This window comes from Paenibacillus sp. BR1-192, from assembly GCF_029542445.1.
Lineage (GTDB): Bacteria > Bacillota > Bacilli > Paenibacillales > Paenibacillaceae > Paenibacillus_AQ > Paenibacillus_AQ lautus_A.
Genome location: NZ_CP120718.1, coordinates 4,653,678 through 4,674,201, shown reverse-complemented (window position 1 = coordinate 4,674,201; position 20,524 = coordinate 4,653,678). Strand labels below are relative to the sequence as shown.

Here is a 20,524-nt window from a genome sequence, read left to right as displayed (position 1 = left end):
AGTTATGGTGATGGAAATGACGGATCGCGAACAGGCGCCAAAGAGCAGTGCCAAGAAATACAGAACACCGGACGGTGTGCCCGCCGATATCGTGATGTTTACCTTGACGAAGCGGGAACGGAAGACCTTTACCAAGACACTGCCCATTCGGGAGCTTAAGGTGATGCTGATCCGGCGCAGGTCATGGCCTTGTGCCGGCATGTGGGCGCTTCCCGGCGGTTTTTGCCGTGAAAGCGAGTCGATTTACGATGCCGCCAAACGGGAGCTGAAGGAAGAGACCGGGGTGGACGGCGGACACTTGGAGTACTTGGGCGTGTATAGCGCGCCGGGACGTGATCCAAGAGGCTGGATTATCAGCCATGCCTTCTATGCGCTCGTAGAGGAGTGGATGCTGGAGCACCGCCAGGCTGCCGATGACGCGGAAGAGGTTGGCCTGTTTACGGTCGCGGAAGCTTTGGAGGAGCTGGAGCTTGCTTTTGACCACAGGGATATTATTATGGATGCTTACCGCAAGATTCAGCTGCAAATGCTGCAAACGACGATTGCCAGGCAGTTTTTGCCGGAGCATTTTACGCTGAGCGAGTTATACCAGGTCATCCAGACGGTTGTGCCCGAGTTCAACGAACCCAACTTTATCCGTAAAATCACATCGACCCGCAGCAGACAGGGGATACTGGAAGAAGCGCGGGATGAGAACGGCAAGCCGCTAAGCTCCAACCAATATTCCCAACGTCCGGCCCAATTGTACCGATTTACGGATCATGCGCCGCTGCTATCGATTTATACGTAGCAGGTCTATGATTCAACCGCTGTTATTTTATCGATCACATTAATCATATCGTAGAGGAGTGTGTCAGATGAAAGCCTTAATCGTGATAGATTTCACGAATGATTTCGTGGATGGTAACCTGCCGGTAGGGAAACCCGCCATCGACATTCAGAAGACCATTGCAGAGTTGACCCGATTATACAGCGATCGCGGGGATTTTGTCGTCATGGCCGTGGACCTGCATGAGCAGGACGACGCTTTTCACCCCGAAACCAAGCTGTTTCCTCCGCATAACATCCGGGGAACCCGGGGGCGGGAATTATACGGCGAGTTACAACAGGTCTATGAGGATCGCAAGGATACGATCTATTGGATGGATAAAACAAGATACAGCGCATTCTGCGGTACGGATCTGAACCAGAAGCTGCGGGAACGCGGGATTACCGAAGTCGATCTTGTCGGGGTATGCACCGACATCTGCGTGCTGCATACTGCCGTGGATGCGTATAATTACGGGTACAAAATAACGGTGTATGAAGATGGCATTGCCAGCTTCAATCCGGAGGGGCATAAGTGGGCGTTAAGCCACTTTCAGGGCAGTCTCGGGGCAGCCGTTGTGCGAAGCGAAGAATTTCTTAATCGATAGACAGCTCGAACTACCCGGAAGCATGGATGAACCGGGTCATACTGGAGGATGATCGTGATGCTGACAGCAGGATTAGCACTACATACGGACAAATACCAGATCAACATGATGTATGCGCATTGGATTAACGGCTCTCATCGTACGCGTGCGGTGTTTGAGGGATATTTCCGCAAGCTGCCGTTCGGTAACGGGTACGCCGTTTTTGCCGGACTGGAAAGGATCGTGCATTATATCGAGTCCTTGCGTTTCTCGGATGAGGATATCGCGTATCTGGCCAAACAGGAAGAGAAGTATAAGCCTGAATTTCTGGAGGAGCTTCGCCGCTTCCGGTTTCAAGGGAATATTCATTCCATGAAGGAGGGGGCGCTGGTATTCCCGAACGAACCGCTCATTCGGGTGGAAGGCACCATTTTCGAGACGCAGCTGGTCGAAACCGCGCTCCTGAACTTCATGAATTTTCAGACCTTGATCGCGACCAAGGCCTCCCGCATCCGTCAGGTGGCCGGCGGCGATACCTTGCTGGAGTTTGGCACAAGACGCGCGCAGGAAGCGGATGCGGCCGTGTGGGGAGCCCGTGCAGCGTATCTGGCCGGCTTCCATGCTACCTCGAATATGCTGGCCGGCGAGAAATTCGGCATTCCGACCAAAGGCACGCATGCGCATTCCTGGGTGCAGACCTTCCGGAGCGAGCAGGAGGCATTTGATATTTTTGCCGAGGTCATGCCGGATCAAGTGACGCTGCTGGTGGATACCTTCGATACGTTAAAGAGCGGGATTCCCCATGCCATCGCGACAGCGAAGAAGCTGGAGGCCCAAGGAAAGCGGATGAATGCCATTCGTCTGGACAGCGGGGATTTGGCTTACCTGTCGATTCAGGCAAGGAAGATGCTGGATGAGGCCGGTCTTCATTACGTCGGCATCGTGGCTTCCAACGATCTGGATGAAGGAACGATTCTGGATCTCAAGGCACAGGGGGCTAAAGTGGATACTTGGGGCGTCGGTACCCAGCTGATCACGGCGGCCGACCAGCCTGCGCTCGGAGGCGTTTATAAGCTGGTGGAGCGGGAGGTTGACGGGAAAATGGTACCGACCATCAAAATCTCGGGCAACCCTGAAAAAGTGTCCACCCCCGGCAAAAAGGACGTGTACCGCATCATATCCAAGGGCAGCGGCAAAGCGATCGCCGATTACATCTGCTTCCCGGAAGAGGAAATGCCGCCGGAAAGCGGCAAGCTGAAGCTATTTAATCCGCTGCATCCTTACATGCGCAAAAACGTGAAGAACTTTGAAGCGGTGTCCATGCTGGAACCGATATTCCAGAATGGCGAATTGGTGTATGTACTGCCGGAGCTGGAGGAAATCCGCAGCTATCATGACGCACAGCTGGGACAGTTCTGGCCCGAGTATTTGCGTAAGCTGAATCCGGAGATATACCGCGTGAACCTGAGCGAAGAGGTCTGGGAAGTGAAACAGCGGATGATGGCCGAGTTCATGGAACAGCATGAAGATTAGAATATAAAATACACCAATGAAAAAGACGCTTCCCCAATCTTGCCGCTTGGCAGGAGAAGGGAGCGTCTTTTGGTATTTGGCCTATAGGTCAAGTCGATCCACTATGCTTCCGTTGACGTCACGCGCGGTGAGATGAACCTTGTCCTTGTTCTCTAGCATGTCGGGCTGGCGTTCGTAATACCATATGTACAAATCTTCACTGACATCCGGCCTCAGTTGTTGGTAGGGTATGGTATGTGCCGGCTGACCATTTACTTGAATCCGAATGGGCTCTGTGCTTCTATACAGGCCAAAGACGAGTGATGAATCCATGCTTGTCTCCGAGAATACGGACGGAGAAGAGGGATTCTTGGGAGAAGGGTATAATATAGATACGGCGGACATCTTCCATCCGAACCATCCTTTGGTATAGACGGATAATTGTAGTCCCGCTCTAGATGTCACCACGAAAGAATAAGCCTTCTCAGAGGTTAATTCGGATTGTATGATTTCAGCATGATTAATGCTGTAAGGTGCTTCAAAAAAAGCATGTTTCTCCTCGAATACCGCCGCTTCGATCGAGCGGTGTGTGCTTGTGTATTCGTAGATCCCTGTCATTAATATGAAGAGGAGGCCGATTAGTGCGAACACTTTGAGACCAGGCCAGGTAATTAAAGGGAAAAACCCAGAAGACGAGTCTAAACAGCGTTAGAACGAGACCCAAGCTTAGAAAGAAAACGAGAAACGAGCCGGCAATGCCCCCTGATTGTGTATGTATACCAAGGAATCCAAAAATCTGGTTGATCGGTTTATGGACGACCGGTAACAGAAATAGTGTCACCAGAGTGAGCCAGAATGAGAAGCGGAAGGATCTACGTCTAGATCCATAATCAAAATGAGTCATAACGTGGATTTCAACTCCAGCTGATAATTTTTTTATAAAAGTATTCTTTTTTCCATAATAACACAATTCTGATTATAAAAGACGATACTGGATCATTTCTCGGGAAAGTGCATAAGTCGCCATATTCCGAGAGCATGTATAAAGCTTCGACACATGGTGCCAATCCAGATTGCTTTACAGCACCTAAACTAACCCAAGGAGTGATATGTGTGGACAACGAAACCGAATTTCAAGCCTATGTGCTTCGTCGAGATGAGCAAGGGGTTCGCGGCAGCGTGGAGAACATGAGTTTGGATCGGCTGCCCGAAGGCGACGTTATCGTGCGGGTGTTATACAGCGGGGTTAACTATAAAGACGGGCTGGCCAGCATACCGGAAGGGAAAATTGTCCGCCGGTATCCGTTCATTCCGGGCATTGACCTGGCAGGGACGGTCGTGCATTCCGCTCATGCGGATTACAAGGAGGGCGATGCCGTTCTTTGTACCGGTTATGAATTAGGGGTATCTCATGAAGGCGGGTTCAGCCAATATGCGAGGGTTAAGGGAGAATGGCTTGTCCCGCTGCCGCAGGGCTTGTCACCGCGTGATGCGATGGCCATCGGTACCGCAGGTTTTACGGCTGCATTATCGATAGAAGCCTTGATACGGAATGGACTGCGGCAGGAACAGGGTTCCGTCCTAGTTACGGGAGCAACGGGGGGAGTAGGCAGCTTCGCAGTGTCCATCCTAAGCCAGTTAGGCTATCACGTGACGGCATCCACAGGAAAATCCAGTCAGAGGAACTGGCTTTTACAGCTGGGAGCCCATGAAGTGATCTCCAGGGAAGAAGCTGCGGCAGCCTCCAAGGGGGCCATCTCTGCCGAGCGATGGGCAGCCGTGGTAGATCCCGTCGGTGGTAATCACTTGGGCGCCATCCTGAAAAGCGTGCAATACGGCGGAAGCGTCGCCGTTTCCGGCATGACGGGCGGCGGTGCGTTTGAAACGACGGTGTTTCCGTTCATACTGAGGGGAATCAATCTCCTGGGCATCGACTCGGTGTACTGCCCAATGGCCTACCGCCGATCAGTATGGTCGAAGCTGGCCGATGAATGGAAGCCGGCATCCGTGCTTCAAGAAGGAATTACCGAATACGGACTAACCGATCTGCCTGTAGTGCTGAACACCATTCTTAAAGGCGGGGCGGTTGGAAGAAGCGTCATCGCTTTGTAATATTACCCTGATTTCGCATACGCATAATGTTCCTCATCCTCAGGCAATCTAAGGGAAGGCAACCTCTGACACCTAAGGAAGGGTGAGTGAACATGAATTATCGCAGAATCGTCACCGCTTTATTGCTTTGTTCCATTCTTGCCATATCGGTCGGTTGTTCCAAGCAGGTGGCCAAGGACGAGATGCGCCTATATAACATGAGGGCTTACGAGGAAGGCTCCAGGGAGGCCCGGATATCAGGCCGGGGCATGAACGGAAAATTCCTTGAGGATCTCCAAGCCTCGTTCAACCAGGCCAATATGCCGTTGACCAACGAAACCTATGTAGAGGACAACGTCGGCAATATCACGTATCAATACCGGATCAATTATGATGCAAGCCAGTTTATTACCGTGTATGTCTATCAGGATCAAGCGGCCAGGGAAAAAGGGCTCAAGGAAATCTATGGCGTAACGGAAGGGGATGCCAATGCGGCCGGCGGGCATAATCTGATCATAAGTGACAAGGAAACGTCCATCGTATATACATCGACGGGCGACAAAACGGATAACTATTATGATCAGGTCAAAAAAATAGCGCCCTCCCTGCTTGCCAAACATCAACGACGCGCCAGCAGTTAGGATACAGCTAAGGCCGGATGCCCATATGCATCCGGCCTTTTGCATGGTGCCAGGCGTGAGTTGGTTATGATCGGTGTTTATCCAGCTCATATTTGACGTGCCGCAGCTCAGGCAGGAGGATACGGTTCATCGCAAGTTTTACGGCACCGCTGGAACCCGGCATCGAGAAGACGGCCGTGTGGCTTATCGTGCCGCCGATCGCGCGGCTTAATATAGCCGCAGACCCGATATCTTCGGTGAAGCTAAGGAAGCGGAAGATCTCTCCGAATCCCGGGAGTTCTTTATCCAGCAGCGAAGAGACCGCTTCATAGGTGGTATCCCGGCTCGAGATGCCTGTTCCGCCGGTTAATAACACGATATCGATCTCCGGAGCGCTGACCGCGGAATAAATCGTTTCACGGATCGTTTCGTAGTCGTCTGGAACAATGCTGTATGCCACAACGGCATGTCCGGCTTCTTCAAGCAAGCCGATCATCAGTTTGCCGCTCTTGTCCGTGTCCTTCGTCCGCGTGTCCGAAACCGTAATCACCATACAGTTCACGGAAGCGGGGGATTGCTGTTTATGTTCTTGCGTCGAATTCATGCGTTATGACAACTCCTGTTCAGTTAATGGCGGGACGCTTGCGGTAGACGGATGAAATGTAGTACACTCGCTAGCATAATAAACAATGTGCGCAAAGGAGTATGGAACGTGGAGCACGTAACACCCATTTATATTTTATCAGGTTTTCTCGGCAGTGGAAAAACGACATTGCTTAGCCGCCTCATTGCCTCTTTCAAGCAGCAGGGATTGCGGCCGGCCATTGTCATGAACGAGATCGGCGAGGTTAACATTGAAGGGCTGGCAGCCGATGAAGCGGTGCCGACGGCAGAGATGCTGAGCGGCTGCATCTGTTGCACCATTCGTTCCGATTTATCATCCGAAATTGCGATGCTGATCCAGCGGGAGCGGCCGGATGTCATCGTTATCGAAGCGACGGGGATCGCCAATCCGATGGAGATTCTGGACGCAACCGCGGAAGCTTCATTATATATGAGAATTGACGTGAAAAAACTGATCACCGTCGTGGATGCCGCGCATCTGCTGCATTTGAACATAGAGCAGAAGGGAAAGACCTACCGGTTGATGCAGGAGCAGATTCGCGCAGCCTCCGCGCTTGTCCTTAATAAAATGGACCTGGTCGAGGAACGGGACAGAGAGACGATTCGAGAGCTGGTGAAGCGGTGGAATCCGCATGCCCCGATTGTTTCTTCGGTGCGCTGCGACTTGAATGTTGAAGATTTGCTGCAGAGCGATCCCGGGGAACGGAACGAGCATTCGATTGTACATCATCGCGAGGCCGGGGATGCCCATGAGCACACAGACAAGAACAAGCAAGCCAACAGCCATAAGCATGACCACAACCACGACCATACACATGAACATGGCTCCCATGATCATGTCATGTCGTACACATACTACTTCAGCCATCCGGTAAACAGCGTGGAGTTCGAACGATTGATAGCCGGGCTGCCAAGAGATGTATACCGGGCGAAGGGCATTCTCACTTTCAGCGATACGAACAGCCGTTTTTTGTTCCAGTACGCGTTTCGCGAATCCGATTTCATGAAAATAACGCCCCAGGGCCAAGTGCCGGATGTGGTGGTGTTTATCGGGGAGCATTTTCAGAAATCGCTGCTAAGGGAGCAGCTTGAACAGCTGGAGGGGAAGACAAGCCGGGCATAAGTCAGCCATTTTTTGCCTGACCATTCTGGGCAATTGTACCTTGGGACTTTCTGGCCGGGTTTGATTCAGAGGGCAGTTGAACGTTTAATACAAAGGCATAGCGTAATAACTACAAGGAGGATCTATCCAATGTTAAATGAACTCAAATATAAAGAATGCATCGAAGCATGTCTCCAATGTATGAACGCTTGCAATGTATGCTATGTATCCTGCCTGAAAGAATACGAGCTGGCCATGCTTCGCGATTGTATTACACTCGATAGAGAGTGTGCGGATATTTGCGCGTTTGCGGCTCAAGCCATGTCCCGCAAAAGCCCTTACGTTAAGGAGATTTGCGAGCTGTGCATCAAGGCATGCCTGGCTTGCGCGGAAGAGTGCGAGAAGCATGATCATGAGCATTGCAAACAATGTGCGGAAGCATGCCGGAAATGTGCCGAAGCATGCCGCGAAATGCTGAGCCACGTTTAATCTAACTAGTTTCTTATGTGTGATATAACTAGGCCTGATTTCCGATTAGGAGGTCAGGCTTTTCATTTGCGGTTCGAGTAATGGATTTTACTAACTCCGAATTTTCCCCTATGATAGATGTGTGAGAGGGCAAGAACAATTATGGGTAAAAAGAATGAGGTTGTAAGATGAACAGTTCCGTTGGCAAGAACAATCAGCATGTCAAAAACCTGAATCGTATCGGCATTATCGCGCTGCTCCGCGACTACGGCAGTTTAACGAAAGCGGAAATCGCGGCCAAGATGAATTTGACGTTTACCGCCGTGAACAATTTGGTGGATGAGCTGATGAAGGATCGATTGATTGCTGAAGCCGGGTTTTACGACGAGTCCAGCCGGGGTAGGAAGCCCAAACTCATCTCCTTGAATCCCGGTGATATTTATACGGTTGGCGTTCATATCAGCGCCTCCTCCGTAAGAGCGGCAGTCATTAATTTGCAGGGGAAAGCGATGATGGAGAAACGTTCCTCCTTTGAAAATAACGCCAATCGCGGCAGCGTGGTGAATGTCATAATCTCTACGATCCAAGACGTATTGGACGAGTCGGGCCTGAAGTCCCAAATCATCGGTATAGGGGTGGGAGCACCGGGACCGCTTGATCCGGTCCAAGGCAAGATTCTGTCTCCGCCGAACCTTCCCGGACTGCATCAGGTACGATTAAAGGGACTGATCGAGGAGAATACGGAGCTTCCGACGCAAATCGAGAAGGACGCTAACGTGATGGCACTCGGTGAGTTATGGTATGGAAACGGCAGGCATTTCAACCATTTGGTATACGTGGATGCGGATATCGGGATCGGAAGCGGATTGATCTTCAACCAGAAAATATATCAGGGTTACCCTTATGGAGCCGGTGAGATCGGGCACTGCACGATCGATATTGACGGTCCGCGCTGCAATTGCGGCAATACCGGCTGCCTGGAAGCGATCGCATCCGGTATGGCCATCGTCCGCAGGGTCGGAGAAGAGCTGCGGCGCGGAGCTGCCAGTTCTCTTCAATCCTCGTTTGATGGCAATGATCACGGATTGGACATCACCGATGTGATCACGGCCGGTCTGGACGGAGATCCATTGGCTGCCAATATGCTGAACGAATCGGCTCGTTATGTCGGTATATCCCTGGCTAATGTCATTAACCTGCTAACCCCGGAAACGATGATCATCGGTGGAGTCCTTGCGAACCGGTACCCGGATTACTTCACATATGTAAGAGAAACATCATATAACAGAAGCTTGTCCAGCTTTCAAGATAAAATCGTGCTTCAGCCATCCGAGTTGGGAGAGTATGCGGGCGTCATAGGCGCCGGCACGATCGTGTTCGAAAAATACCTGAACGAAATACAAACACCAGAATACGTGAACAGGAGTTGAAGTGTTTGCAGGAGCTGCTGGAATTGAACGGAGTACATAAGCGTTTCGGCAAGTATGCCGTCCTGCATAACATCACCTGGAGCATCTCCCGCGCTGAGTGCGTTGCGATAACGGGAAGCAATGGCGCAGGCAAGAGCACCATGCTGCATGTGATAGCGGGGCTTGCTAACCCGTCTGAAGGGTCCAGGATCGAATATGGGACATCGCTGCGCGTCGGCTATGTACCGGAACGTTTTCCTGTGCTGCGGTTTCGCCCTTCCGAATATTTGCGCCATATGGCCGGCATTCAGGGCATGGACAAACAAGAAGCCGCGAAGCGGATCGATGCCATGCTGAATGTGTTTCAATTGCAGGACATGAAGATGACGCTATGCTCCAAGGGGATGCTGCAAAAGGTCAATATCATGCAGGCCTTGCTTAGCCAGCCCGATCTGCTGCTTCTGGATGAGCCGCTTTCGGGATTGGACGAGTCCTCCCAGATGGAGATGATCGGCATTCTGACCGAGATCAAAAGACAAGGAACGGCTATCGTGATGTCCGTTCACGAGCCGCTGCTTATTGCATCGCTGGCTGACCGGGAGACGCGGCTGCGGCAGGGGCGGATCGAGCGGGACGGATTGCTCGAAAGGAGTCCGCATTTAGAGCGGATGAAGCTGGAATTCACGCACGTTTCGCCAGACAACATGCTGGAGCTTGAACGCCGCCCCGGGTTTCTCTTTTGGATATCCAGAGGCAACCCGGCATCGATGATGGTTACGCGGCAGGCAACGGACGACATGCTGCTGGATATTTTGCAGTCTGGCGGTTCGCTGATACGGCTTGAGCCTTGGCGCGGGGAAATGAAAGAGCCCGAGCGCGCGGGTTCGGGCCAGCCTATGGAGGGGGAGGGAGCATGATGGGATCCCTGATTCGTTACTTGCTTGCCAGTTACACAAGATCTTATCGATACTTCGCTCCGATCGCATTCATGCTGATCTCGGTGGTGTTCCTCTACTCCTACCGGCCTAACCCGATCATGGACAGTTATGCCGTGACGGCAGCCTTTCTGTTTGTCGGCTCAGCTTGGCTGGGGTTGAATTTCCACAATCACGATCAAGGGCGTCAAACGATGCTCCTGATTGTTCATAGCGGCAAGGCCCTACGGTTTTATGCCGCCCAATATATCACGGTAAGTCTTCTGTCCATCCTATTCAGTGCATTCGCTGTCCTTTATCCTGTCATCTTCGGGATGTTCGATAAGCCGATTACATTCTCCGAGCTTGCACTTGGTTATGCGGGACATGTCGCAATGTCCTTGCTGGGCATTTCGCTGTCGGTTTTCTTTCAGTTCGGCTTCATGGAGAACCAGGGAAGAGCGGCAGGGTTACTATTCATCGTGATCATTGTTTCCTTGGCCGGTCAATCCATTGTCCAGTTCGATCATGCTTATTGGGGAATCATCCCTTACTTGCTGCCGCCTGTCTCCGTCATGATGGACCTGTTCATGCATGCCGACGAGCGGTCACCGGCCGTCAAACTCCTGACGATCGCCTATTCCTTCATCTACGGATTTATATTACTGGCTGTTTATTTATGGACGGCTTCCCGCAAGGATGCGGCGTCCATGATCCGAAAAGTAGGTTGAAGTAGGAGGAGTCTTCCTTTACCATAGGATTATACACAAATAGAAACGGTAAAGACAGCCAATACTAGAGGAGGATACCATGAAACAAACTCGACTGCTGGACAGTGACCACTCCAAAGAGCTGTTTGCCTATTTCGGATTAGCGGTGTATTATTCACAGGCCCTTGAGCAGCAGCTCGCGAATTTGTTGATGCTGATCAAGCTTTCTCAAGGGAATGTGCCTTCAGAGGAAGATTTCACCCAATTATATCAGCGGAAACTAAGCAGCTCCCTGGGCCAGCTGGTCCATGAGATCCAGCATTACTTTCCGTTCTCCGAGGAAGAGACGCTTCAATTAAAAGAAGTATGGAAGCAGCGAAACTATATCGTTCATGATTATTTCAAAGAACGGATCCATGAGACTTTTAGCCCGGCCGGCCGTTCCCGAATGATTCGGGAGCTGACGGCATTTAAGGACCAAGCCCAAGCGCTGGAGCAGAAGCTTCAAGGTTACTCCCGCGAGATGTATATAAAGCTGGGCCTGGATAGCGAAAAAAGCGTGTAGAAGAAAATGCGCTTCAGATGAAACATATTCCAGCACCTCTGCGTCAGGAATAATAGGAGGTGTAACTATGAAAAAAACAACCAAATTATTAACCGCTATGCTTGTCACTTCGTCATTGCTCGGTGCCGGCGCCGCCTCTGCTTTTACGGATATACAAGAGGAGAAGCCGTTGCAAATGGTGAAGGAACTGCAATCGAAAGGGATTATCCAGGGCATCAGCGCCGACAAATTCGCTCCGTCCAAGACGATAACGACCGCTCAGGCGGTGCAAATGATCGTGAATGCGGCCGGCCTGGAGGTGCAGCCGAACTTTACGGGCCGCTCGTTCGACAGTGTTCCGAAGGATGCTTGGTTTGCCGAAGCCGTGAACATTGCGGCTCAGAACGGATTGTCGGTATCCGCGGACATGAAATGGAATGAGCCGATCACGCGCGAAGGGTTCGCGACCTTGCTCTCGGAAGCGATTCAGAAGACCGGGAATTATCCCGTGATCATGATGTATTTGCATGTGGCCGACGAGGATCTGATGAAAGAGGAGAGCCGGGGGGCCGTGCAATTCCTGCTGTTAACCAAAATCGCGAAGCTGGACGCGAACGACAAGTTCCATCCAACGAAGAGTTTATCGCGAATCGAAGCCGCAGAGCTCGTATACAATTCCATTCGCTTCATTGAGGAGCATCAGAAGAACATGACACCCGAAGAGCCGGCGCAATCTGAACCGGATGTAAGCACAAGCGTTGTCAAGGTGGACGAATCGCAGAACAAAGTCACGGTAACCAAGGAAGATCTGCCGAATCCGGGGTATGGCATTAAAATTACTTCGGTCGACTATGTTAGCGACACCGAAGCCGTAATCTACTTCAAGGTGGTGCAACCCGATCTGGACAAAATGTACCCGCAGGTCATCTCAAAATCGTCCGATGACGTGCTCGTGCCGTCCAAATACACCAAAATCACGGTCAAAGCAGCCGGTACTTTTGATTCGGCAAAGTAATTCTTGTCATGTGCCTCCAGGATATGTAAAAAAGAAGGCTGTCCCCAAGCGAATGATACATTCGACAGGGACAGCCTTTTTATAGTGTCGGAAAGTATAAACTTCGAAGCTTGGAACTTCCGGATATCGCAAGAAAAACTACGATTAACCTCGGTCTGTCTTCAATGACTGCGTTAGCTTTGCCTAACTTGATCTATAAATGCCCTCCGGCCAAGTTGCTGTTGGAAGCGGCCAGCACCGTTTCCTTATTCTCCGGAACCGAAGGCGAGCTTCCTTGCTGGAGCTGGTACATTTTAAAGTACCTTCCGCCCAAGGCCATCAATTCGTCATGGGAACCCTGCTCCACGATTTCTCCGCGGTGAAGGACCAGAATCTGATCGGCGCTGCGGATCGTGGATAAGCGGTGAGCGATGATAAACGTTGTACGTCCGCGCTTCAGAACCTCCAGCGCGTCTTGAATCAAGGCTTCCGTCTCGGTATCGATGTTAGCGGTGGCCTCATCAAGGATCAGTATGGCCGGGTTGAACGCCAAAGCACGGGCAAACGAGATCAACTGGCGCTGACCGGCGGAAAGCGTGCTGCCTTTCTCCAGCACCGGCTCATCAAAGCCTTGCGGCAGATGGGCCAGGAGCCGATCGGCACCTACGTCGCGAAGGGCCTGCTCTACCTGTTCCCGGGTAATGTCCGGATCGCCCAGGCTGACATTGGATGCAATGGTGCCGGTGAACAGGTACGGATCCTGCAGCACGATTCCCATATGCTTGCGGAGCCACTGCTTCGGAATATCGGTGACAGGCTGGCCGTCAATCGTGATGGTGCCTTTTTGCGGGTCGTAGAAACGGAACAGCAGATTGATGATGGAGCTTTTGCCCGAGCCCGTATGCCCGACAAGCGCAACCGTCTGTCCTTGCTTCGCTTCAAACGAAATGTTCTTCAGCACGTAGTCCTTCTTGTAAGCGAACGATACGTCCTGAAACTCCACATTCCCCAAATATCGCGGCATGGAGCCGTCCGTTACTTTTTCGCCCGTTTCATCCATCAGCTCGAATACCCGCTTGGCGGAGACGATGGAGGTATCGAGCGCGGCCAGCTGGTTGACCATGCCGGTAATCGGCTGGAACATGCGGCCGAGCAGATCGACGAAGGCGTACAACACGCCGATAGAAACGATCCCGGCACCGTTCAGCGATGCCGAACCGAAATACCAGAGCACGACCACAAAGGAAACGTTACGCAGCACATTGACCAGGTTGTGCGTGGTGAAGGAGTTCAGATTCAGCATTTTGTTCTGATGGGCCATGTAATCCGCGTTTAGCGCCTCGAACTCGTCCTGGGTCGCTTTTTGGCGGCGGAATACACGGATGATGGCCATACCCTGAATGGATTCATTGATAATGGCGTTAATCTCGCTCAGACGGGAGCGGATGACCGTATTGTATTTGGTTGCGAATTTACGGTACAGGATGGTCCATACAATCAGCATCGGGATGACAAACAAACTGATCAAGCCGAGTCTGACGTCCAGAAGGAACAGGGCGACATAAACACCCGTGATATAGACGGCGCCGGAGCTGAAGTTGGATAATACGGCAACGAACAGGTCCTTTACCGCTTCGGTGTCATTGGTTACCCGGGATACGACTTTGCCAGCCGGCAGATTATCGAAGAAGTTGACGGGCAAGCGCTGTATATGGGCATATACATCGGTACGCAGCTTCTGGATGACCCGATTGGCTGCCGATTGGAGCCAGTACGTTCTGCCGAATACCGTTATCATGGAGATCAGAAGACAGATCAGGAACAGGCCGACGAGTTTATAAATGCTGGGCAGCTCGGGCTTGTAAAATTCAAACAGCTGTTCCTTGGTTAATTTGACGGCCGGGTATTGCAGCTCTTCCGAGGCGTAGGAAATCGTCAATACGCCATCCTGGAAGGAACGGTTTCCCTCGGTTCGGGTTACCGGCTCATCAATGAAATAGAAGCTGCGGCCTGCCTGAACGAGGCGCACTTCCCGGCCTCGCGTCTCGCCTTCCTGAAAGCGATCCTCGCGTTTATAATAAGTTCCGTTATAGGATGCGGCACCCTGAGCCTGCGTCGTCTCATAATAGGGACGCTCGATGCCCAGGATATGCTCGTCGATCATCGTTTTCGCGATGAAGGGCCCTGCCAGCTCCGCGGCAACGCCGATGGCCAGCAGAATCAGGGCGGTGATGAAGGTGCCCTTAGCCGTTAAGGCATAGCGGAAGAGCCGTTTGGCAATTCCGGATTCATTCGAGATGGTTGTATCGCTTGGAGTCAATTAAGACACCTCCTCCGAGGTCAGATTGTTTTCCACCTGCTGGCGTTCGAATTGCTCGCGGTACCAGCCGCCGAGTTCCAGCAGTTCATCATGGGTTCCCTGCTCCGTGATTCGGCCGTCCTCCAGCACGACGATCAGATCGGCATGCTGGACCGCCGAGAGGCGATGCGTGGAGATCAGGGTCGTTTTACCGGCGCGCTTGCTCCGGATATTATCGATGATCCTGGCTTCCGTGCGCGCATCCACCGCGGACAAGGAATCGTCCAGAATCAGGATTTCAGGGTCGCCGATGAAAGCCCGGGCCAGGGAAACCCGCTGTTTTTGCCCGCCGGACAGCGCCACGCCTTTTTCGCCGACAACGGTATCAAGACCATCGGACAGGGTGACCAGATCGCGGTCAAACGCAGCGGTCGTAATCGCCTCCATGATCAATTCGTCGCTGGCATCCTTCTTGCCGAATTGGATGTTCTGGCGCACCGTCTTGGAGAACAGGATCTGCTCCTGCGGCACATACCCGATCCAGCCGTGGAGCTGATCGGTCGCGAGCCTCTCCATCGGCACGCCGGATATGAGGATATCCCCGGTTCCGGTCGGATACTCATGCAGAAGCTGCTTCAGCAGCGTCGATTTACCGCTGCCCGTGCGTCCTACAACGCCTAGCGTCTGCCCTTTTTGCAGCGTAAAGCTGATATTTTGCAAATTTTCGATCGTCGAGGTCGGGTAGCGGAAGGTGACATCCTTAAATTGAATCGTGTCCGGAACCTTCACGTCTACGGGATCCGCGACGTCGGCAACATCCGGCGGCGTCTTCAAGGTTTCGTTGACCCGATCCAGCGAGGCGTTACCCCGCTGCATGATATTGATCAATTCCCCGATCGCAAACATCGGCCAAATCATCATCCCGAGGTACATATTGAACGATACGAGATCTCCGAGCGTGATTTGATTTTGGAACACGAGGTACACCCCGTAGGCCAAACCGATGACGTAGCTGAGACCGATGGAAAAATTGATGGTCGGCTCGAATAAGGCATCCACTTTGGCAACCGCCAGATTTTTGCGATATACGTCATCCGTAATATCCTGGAAGCGCTGTTGATCGGCGCGTTCCTGCACATAAGCGCGGATGACGCGCACGCCGGCTACGGACTCCAGCACCTGGTCGTTCATGTCTCCAAAGGCATCTTGAGCCAGCGTGTAGCGCTTATGAATGGCTCTTCCGTAGATCACCATGCCGATGGCAATGATCGGCATCGGCAGAATCGCCGCCAGCGTCAGCTTCCAGCTGACGATGAAGCCCATGGCGAACAGGACGACGATCAAGTAGATGGTGGAGTCCGTCATGACGAGCATGCCGAAGCCGGCGGTTGCAGCCACGGAGCGAAGGTCATTCGTCGCCTTGGCCATCAGGTCCCCGGTACGGTTGCGCTCGAAAAACGGAGGAAGCATCCGCAGCAAATGGTTCATGTACCGGGTACGGAGCAGGCGTTCCACGAGGTTTGCGCCTCCGAATAAACGGTGCATCCATATGTACGTGGCACAATATACGACAGCAACGATGCCGAGAATCATGAGCAGGTATTGGACGAGGGACGCCCAGGTTATGGAACTGCTGACGATATCGTCAATGGCGTTTCCGAGCAGGAGCGGCGGCAGAAGCTCAACCAATCCGCAAAAGATGAGCAGCGCCAGGCCGATCAAATAACGTTTTTTCTCACGCTTGAAAAACCAGCCTAAATTTTTAAGTACGGCAAACACATTATCCCTTCCTTTCGTATCGTTCTGGCATCATATCATCCGCAAAAACCAAAAAAAGCACATCATCCGACGACGGACGATATGCTTCATTAATTTTGAACTTATCATACGCACGGTGATCATGACTTCCGCGCAAAGGTCAGCAGCTTCGTTCTAATTCATTCCGATAACGAACGAACGAGGCTTGATGATGATGAGACAGCACCAGCGGGGAGTCGATCCATATTGAATTGTAGGGAATGATGATCCAGATGATCTTTATCCATCGCAAACAATTTCAGCATGTCACTCACCCTTTCTTCGTCATTTTACATTTTATTCAAATCGATCTCGTATGGACTGAATTTTATCACCATGAACTGGAATGTGTCAAACTTATTTTTTCGGATCCCCGCGAGTCATTCTTATAGTGAAGGAAGGCCGGAACCTTATGTCACTATTTAATTATCAAAATGATTTGTATCCTAACGTGCGTATGCGTTATGATAATATTGCAGCTAAATATGGATACCGTCCCTATGATCTCCGGTCTGCCAAAAAGATAGGGATCAACATAAAATAACGTCTAAGGAGGGTGCACGACACATGCAAATTCAAGTCAGCGATCAGGCAGCACGTTGGTACAAGAAGGAGCTCGACCTTCAAGCCGGCACGTTCGTTCGCTTCTTTCCACGCTATAGCTCGGGCGGCGGGCTCCATCCCGGCTTTTCGCTCGGTATTTCGGTAGAAGAGCCAAGGGAAGCAGGACTGACGGAGCGTTCGGAAGAGGTAACTTTCTATATGGAAGAGCAGGATCTGTGGTATTTGAAAGGGTATACGCTACGCGTGAAATATGAGGAATCCTTGGATGACATTTCGTATATTTATGAAGAAGAGGGCGCAGTAAATTAACCTGATGAGAGACTGCAGCGCCATCTAGGGAAAGGAGGTTCCCAAGATGAGCGTATATCACCGTGATATTCGCCAGTATATCGGCAAACGTTCGGTGGTCCGTGTGAAAGCGGCGGTGCTTGTGCTGAACGATAACGGAGAGATACTTCTCCTGAAACGTCAGAACAGGGACGAGTGGGGACTCCCGATCGGAAACCTGAAGCCCGGCGAAGCTCTTGAAGACACAGCCTCCAGAGAGCTGTGGGAAGAGAGCGGCCTGACCGCGGACGATATGCGACTCTTGGACCTTGTATCAGGTCCGGAGTATATGAAGAAGCAGCTTGGTGGAGATGAGGTATATTATGTAATCGGCGTTTATGCGGCAACCGGTCTGCACAGCGCCATTCATTTGTCCCCGAATACGGAAGTATCTCTTAAATATTTTGATTTCCAGGCATTGCCCGCTATGGATGCGATCACGATCCGCTTGCTCGATAAGATAAAAAAGAAGAGCTGAGGCTCGTTCGTGGAGGCAGATGTGCATGCTTTAAATTCCCCGTACGGGGAATTTTTTTCGGTCAACATGAGGAGTCCCTGCCCCATTCAAACCGGGGAAGGGACTCCTTTTGCCTTGTGTATGCATGTACACAGGAGCCTTACGGCTGCCCGGATAACGGGACCTCCAGCGCAAAGTCAAAATCGTCGATATCATAGACCTGCACGGGAAGAGCGCTTTCAACGATGCGCTGAATCAACTCGTATTGATCCGTCAATATGGGAGCCTCCGCTTTTTGGGAAGCCAGCAGCAGCTCGGTCTCAATGGGATCGAAGGACTCTCCGTAAGGTGCGGTGTCCATGGTGTTCATGACCGAGACCCGAGTGGTTTCGCTAACGGGAATGGTCGGGCTTTTGGACCAGGGAACCTGGAGGGCCCGCTCGATTTTCTTTTTGTTCAGCGGCTCTTCGAAATATGATATCAATTCGCCGATCTTTATTTTGACGTGCTGGTCATCAGCACTGCTATTCATGAGATGTTCCTCCGTGGTATGAAGCTCATATAATTCCAAAATCGTGGTGTATGGAATGATGTATTCGACGGGTTTGGGCGGTACTAACAGCTGACCGTAAATGGCCAGCATGACCGCCTCCGTCACGAAAATTCTGGTCATGACTAAATCCTCCTGCAGACATGATACATTTCATGAGTTTAGAACTAATAAAGCATTGAAGCTCTCAAATGTCAACTGCTCTTCGTCTGTCACAAGATGGATGTCCCTTGAGAAAAACCTCCATCGATGTACCTTTACAGAAGGCAGACAGCGTTTAGAAGGGCGTTTTTCTTGCGATTATCGAAGGGGTTCACCTTCGCAGAAAACTTTGTGCATTCTATAACCTGAAGAAAGGGGCTGTGATTCACCTTTGAAGTCATGGAAAATCTATTATCCGTTCGTTAAGCCGTATATGAAGTGGATCATTCTCACCCTCATCATCGGCATGATCAAATTCGCGATCCCGTTATTGCTGCCCATGATCATGAAATATGTCGTGGATGATCTGCTGATCAATCAGCAGATGAGCATCGAGCAGAAAATCCAGGATCTGATGTGGATTCTCGGGGGGACGCTGGTGCTGTTTGTCATCGTTCGCGGTCCGGTGGAATACCTGCGGCAATATTTTGCGCAGTTCATTACGAGCCGTATTTTGTTTGATATGCGTAACCGGCTGTATGCGCATCTGCAGCGGTTGTCCCTTCGTTACTACCAGAATACCAAGGTAGGCGAGGCGATATCGCGTTTTATCAATGATGTGGAGCAATCGAAAAACCTGGTGGAAGTCGGCATGATGAACATCTGGCTGGATATGTTCACATTGCTGTTCGTATTAGTGGTCATGCTCTTCATGAATCCCGTTTTGACGCTGGTTGCCATCTCGATTCTGCCTCTCTACGGACTTGCGGTGAACTTACTCTATAAACGGCTTAAACGCTTGACCAAAGACCGGTCGCAGGCTCTCGCGGGCATTCAGGCATACCTGCATGAGCGGATTCAAGGGATCTCGGTCATCCGAAGCTTTACCCTGGAGCGTTATGATCAGAAGAAATTCGAAGGCATCAACGGAAATTTCCTGAATAAAGCGATGGCCCAGACGCGCTGGAATGCACTGACTTTCTCGGTGATTAACACGCTGACCGATATTGCGCCTATTCTGGTTATCGGGTACGGGGGCTACCGGGTGATCCAGGGAGATCTGACATTAGGTACGTTTGTTGCCTTCTTCGGTTATCTCGACAGATTGTATGCGCCCCTTCGCCGCCTGATTAACTCTTCAACGGTGCTGACGCAGGCCTCAGCGTCGCTGGAGCGGGTCAAGGAGCTAATGGACGAGCCGTATGACATCGTGGACCGTCCGAATGCCAAAACGCTTAAGACCGCGGGACAGATCGAATTCGACCGTGTCTCCTTCAAATACAATGACGCTGCGGGATGGGTGCTTCAAGATATTAACCTGACCATTCGGCAGGGACAGACGATTGCGTTCGTCGGCATGAGCGGCGGCGGCAAATCGTCCCTGATCGGACTGATTCCGAGATTCTACGATGTGCAGCAGGGCGCGGTGAAGATAAACGGCCACGATGTCAGGGATTTGACGCTGGACAGCCTGCGCGGATCGGTGGGCATGGTCCTGCAGGACAACTTCCTGTTTAGCGGCACCGTCCGAGAAAATATTCTGTTCGGCAATCCGGAGGCGGATGAAGCCGCGATCGTCGCCGCTGCCCAAGCCGCCAATGCCCATGACTTCATTACCCAGCTGCCGCAAGGCTATGACACGGAAGTAGGCGAACGCGGCGTCAAGCTGTCGGGAGGTCAGAAGCAAAGGCTGGCGATCGCCCGCGTCTTTCTCAAGGATCCGGACATTCTGGTGCTGGATGAGGCGACTTCGGCGCTGGATTTGGAGTCCGAGCATCTGATCCAGCAGGCGCTTCAATCCCTATCCAATAACCGCACCACATTGATCGTCGCCCATCGTCTTTCGACCATAACGCACGCCGATCAAATCGTTGTGCTGGAGAATGGAAGAATTACGGAGCAGGGCACGCACGGCGAGCTGATGACTCTGGATGGAAGCTATGCCAGACTGTACAACGTGCAGCATTTGGAGACTTAATTACACAAAAGACCCGTCCTTCTTAGGCA

The 20,524-nt window shown here is 51.7% G+C and carries 20 protein-coding genes; 15 read left to right on the top strand and 5 right to left on the bottom strand.

The annotated features are described in order from the left end of the window. Positions 1-4 precede the first annotated feature (4 nt). The 3 genes from P0X86_RS20865 (at position 5) to P0X86_RS20855 (ending at position 2,927) form a co-directional block, all read left to right on the top strand. Positions 5-790 carry an NUDIX hydrolase gene (locus P0X86_RS20865; RefSeq protein ID WP_015736272.1) on the top strand — a complete coding sequence of 262 codons (786 nt, stop codon included), beginning with the start codon at positions 5-7 and terminating at the stop codon, positions 788-790. A 67-nt stretch (positions 791-857) separates the two neighbouring features. Then, on the top strand, positions 858-1,415 hold the full coding sequence (locus P0X86_RS20860) for a cysteine hydrolase family protein (protein ID WP_277746371.1): 558 nt from the start codon (positions 858-860) through the stop codon (positions 1,413-1,415). 57 nt (positions 1,416-1,472) lie between these two features. Further along, complete coding sequence (locus P0X86_RS20855) at positions 1,473-2,927, top strand: nicotinate phosphoribosyltransferase (protein ID WP_192572602.1); 1,455 nt, start codon at positions 1,473-1,475, stop codon at positions 2,925-2,927. Positions 2,928-3,008: 81 nt separating this feature from the next. On the opposite strand, the gene P0X86_RS20850 is transcribed toward P0X86_RS20855, so the two are convergent. After that, entirely contained in the window at positions 3,009-3,374 is a 366-nt protein-coding gene (locus P0X86_RS20850; RefSeq protein ID WP_277746370.1) for a hypothetical protein, read from the bottom strand. A gap of 645 nt (positions 3,375-4,019) precedes the next feature. On the opposite strand from P0X86_RS20850, the gene P0X86_RS20845 reads away from it, so the two are divergent. Further along, positions 4,020-5,018 carry an NADPH:quinone oxidoreductase family protein gene (locus P0X86_RS20845; RefSeq protein ID WP_096774473.1) on the top strand — a complete coding sequence of 333 codons (999 nt, stop codon included), beginning with the start codon at positions 4,020-4,022 and terminating at the stop codon, positions 5,016-5,018. Between the two features lie 92 nt (positions 5,019-5,110). Further along, positions 5,111-5,638, top strand: a complete 528-nt coding sequence (locus P0X86_RS20840; RefSeq protein ID WP_096774472.1) for a hypothetical protein — start codon at positions 5,111-5,113, stop codon at positions 5,636-5,638. 64 nt (positions 5,639-5,702) lie between these two features. Here the strand turns inward: P0X86_RS20840 and P0X86_RS20835 are convergent, their stop codons facing one another. After that, a complete protein-coding gene (locus P0X86_RS20835) occupies positions 5,703-6,221 on the bottom strand; it encodes a MogA/MoaB family molybdenum cofactor biosynthesis protein (RefSeq protein WP_096774471.1) in 519 nt (172 codons plus the stop codon). 108 nt (positions 6,222-6,329) lie between these two features. Here P0X86_RS20835 and P0X86_RS20830 point away from each other — a divergent pair, with 108 nt between their 5' ends. From P0X86_RS20830 to P0X86_RS20800, 7 genes are all read left to right on the top strand, one after another. Beyond that, a complete protein-coding gene (locus tag P0X86_RS20830) occupies positions 6,330-7,364 on the top strand; it encodes a CobW family GTP-binding protein (RefSeq protein ID WP_277746369.1) in 1,035 nt (344 codons plus the stop codon). Between the two features lie 129 nt (positions 7,365-7,493). Further along, complete coding sequence (locus P0X86_RS20825) at positions 7,494-7,832, top strand: four-helix bundle copper-binding protein (protein WP_009590455.1); 339 nt, start codon at positions 7,494-7,496, stop codon at positions 7,830-7,832. 167 nt (positions 7,833-7,999) lie between these two features. Further along, the gene (locus P0X86_RS20820) at positions 8,000-9,241 is read left to right on the top strand and encodes an ROK family protein (RefSeq protein ID WP_277746368.1); all 1,242 of its coding nucleotides are present in this window, start codon (positions 8,000-8,002) and stop codon (positions 9,239-9,241) included. Positions 9,242-9,246: 5 nt separating this feature from the next. After that, entirely contained in the window at positions 9,247-10,137 is an 891-nt protein-coding gene (locus P0X86_RS20815) for an ATP-binding cassette domain-containing protein (RefSeq protein ID WP_277746367.1), read from the top strand. Then, positions 10,134-10,865 (top strand): hypothetical protein, encoded by a 732-nt coding sequence (locus tag P0X86_RS20810; protein ID WP_277746366.1) that lies wholly within the window; start codon positions 10,134-10,136, stop codon positions 10,863-10,865. The genes P0X86_RS20815 and P0X86_RS20810 overlap by 4 nt, the downstream gene beginning before the upstream one ends. Before the next feature lie 79 nt (positions 10,866-10,944). Continuing rightward, entirely contained in the window at positions 10,945-11,409 is a 465-nt protein-coding gene (locus P0X86_RS20805) for a hypothetical protein (RefSeq protein ID WP_015736261.1), read from the top strand. A gap of 67 nt (positions 11,410-11,476) precedes the next feature. Further along, positions 11,477-12,403, top strand: coding sequence for an S-layer homology domain-containing protein (locus P0X86_RS20800; protein ID WP_277746365.1), 927 nt, complete (start codon positions 11,477-11,479; stop codon positions 12,401-12,403). 193 nt (positions 12,404-12,596) lie between these two features. On the opposite strand, the gene P0X86_RS20795 is transcribed toward P0X86_RS20800, so the two are convergent. Then, the gene (locus P0X86_RS20795) at positions 12,597-14,702 is read right to left on the bottom strand and encodes an ABC transporter ATP-binding protein (RefSeq protein WP_277746364.1); all 2,106 of its coding nucleotides are present in this window, start codon (positions 14,700-14,702) and stop codon (positions 12,597-12,599) included. Beyond that, a complete protein-coding gene (locus tag P0X86_RS20790) occupies positions 14,703-16,460 on the bottom strand; it encodes an ABC transporter ATP-binding protein (RefSeq protein WP_192571311.1) in 1,758 nt (585 codons plus the stop codon). Positions 16,461-17,045: 585 nt separating this feature from the next. On the opposite strand from P0X86_RS20790, the gene P0X86_RS20785 reads away from it, so the two are divergent. Together P0X86_RS20785 and P0X86_RS20780 are read left to right on the top strand one after the other, a co-directional pair. Then, positions 17,046-17,351 carry a HesB/YadR/YfhF family protein gene (locus P0X86_RS20785; RefSeq protein WP_009590696.1) on the top strand — a complete coding sequence of 102 codons (306 nt, stop codon included), beginning with the start codon at positions 17,046-17,048 and terminating at the stop codon, positions 17,349-17,351. Positions 17,352-17,397: 46 nt separating this feature from the next. Further along, positions 17,398-17,847 (top strand): NUDIX domain-containing protein, encoded by a 450-nt coding sequence (locus P0X86_RS20780; protein WP_009590665.1) that lies wholly within the window; start codon positions 17,398-17,400, stop codon positions 17,845-17,847. Positions 17,848-17,986: 139 nt separating this feature from the next. On the opposite strand, the gene P0X86_RS20775 is transcribed toward P0X86_RS20780, so the two are convergent. Then, complete coding sequence (locus P0X86_RS20775; protein WP_009590651.1) at positions 17,987-18,499, bottom strand: hypothetical protein; 513 nt, start codon at positions 18,497-18,499, stop codon at positions 17,987-17,989. Between the two features lie 250 nt (positions 18,500-18,749). Here P0X86_RS20775 and P0X86_RS20770 point away from each other — a divergent pair, with 250 nt between their 5' ends. Further along, positions 18,750-20,495, top strand: a complete 1,746-nt coding sequence (locus P0X86_RS20770) for an ABC transporter ATP-binding protein (RefSeq protein WP_036661601.1) — start codon at positions 18,750-18,752, stop codon at positions 20,493-20,495. The last annotated feature ends 29 nt before the right edge of the window (positions 20,496-20,524 follow it).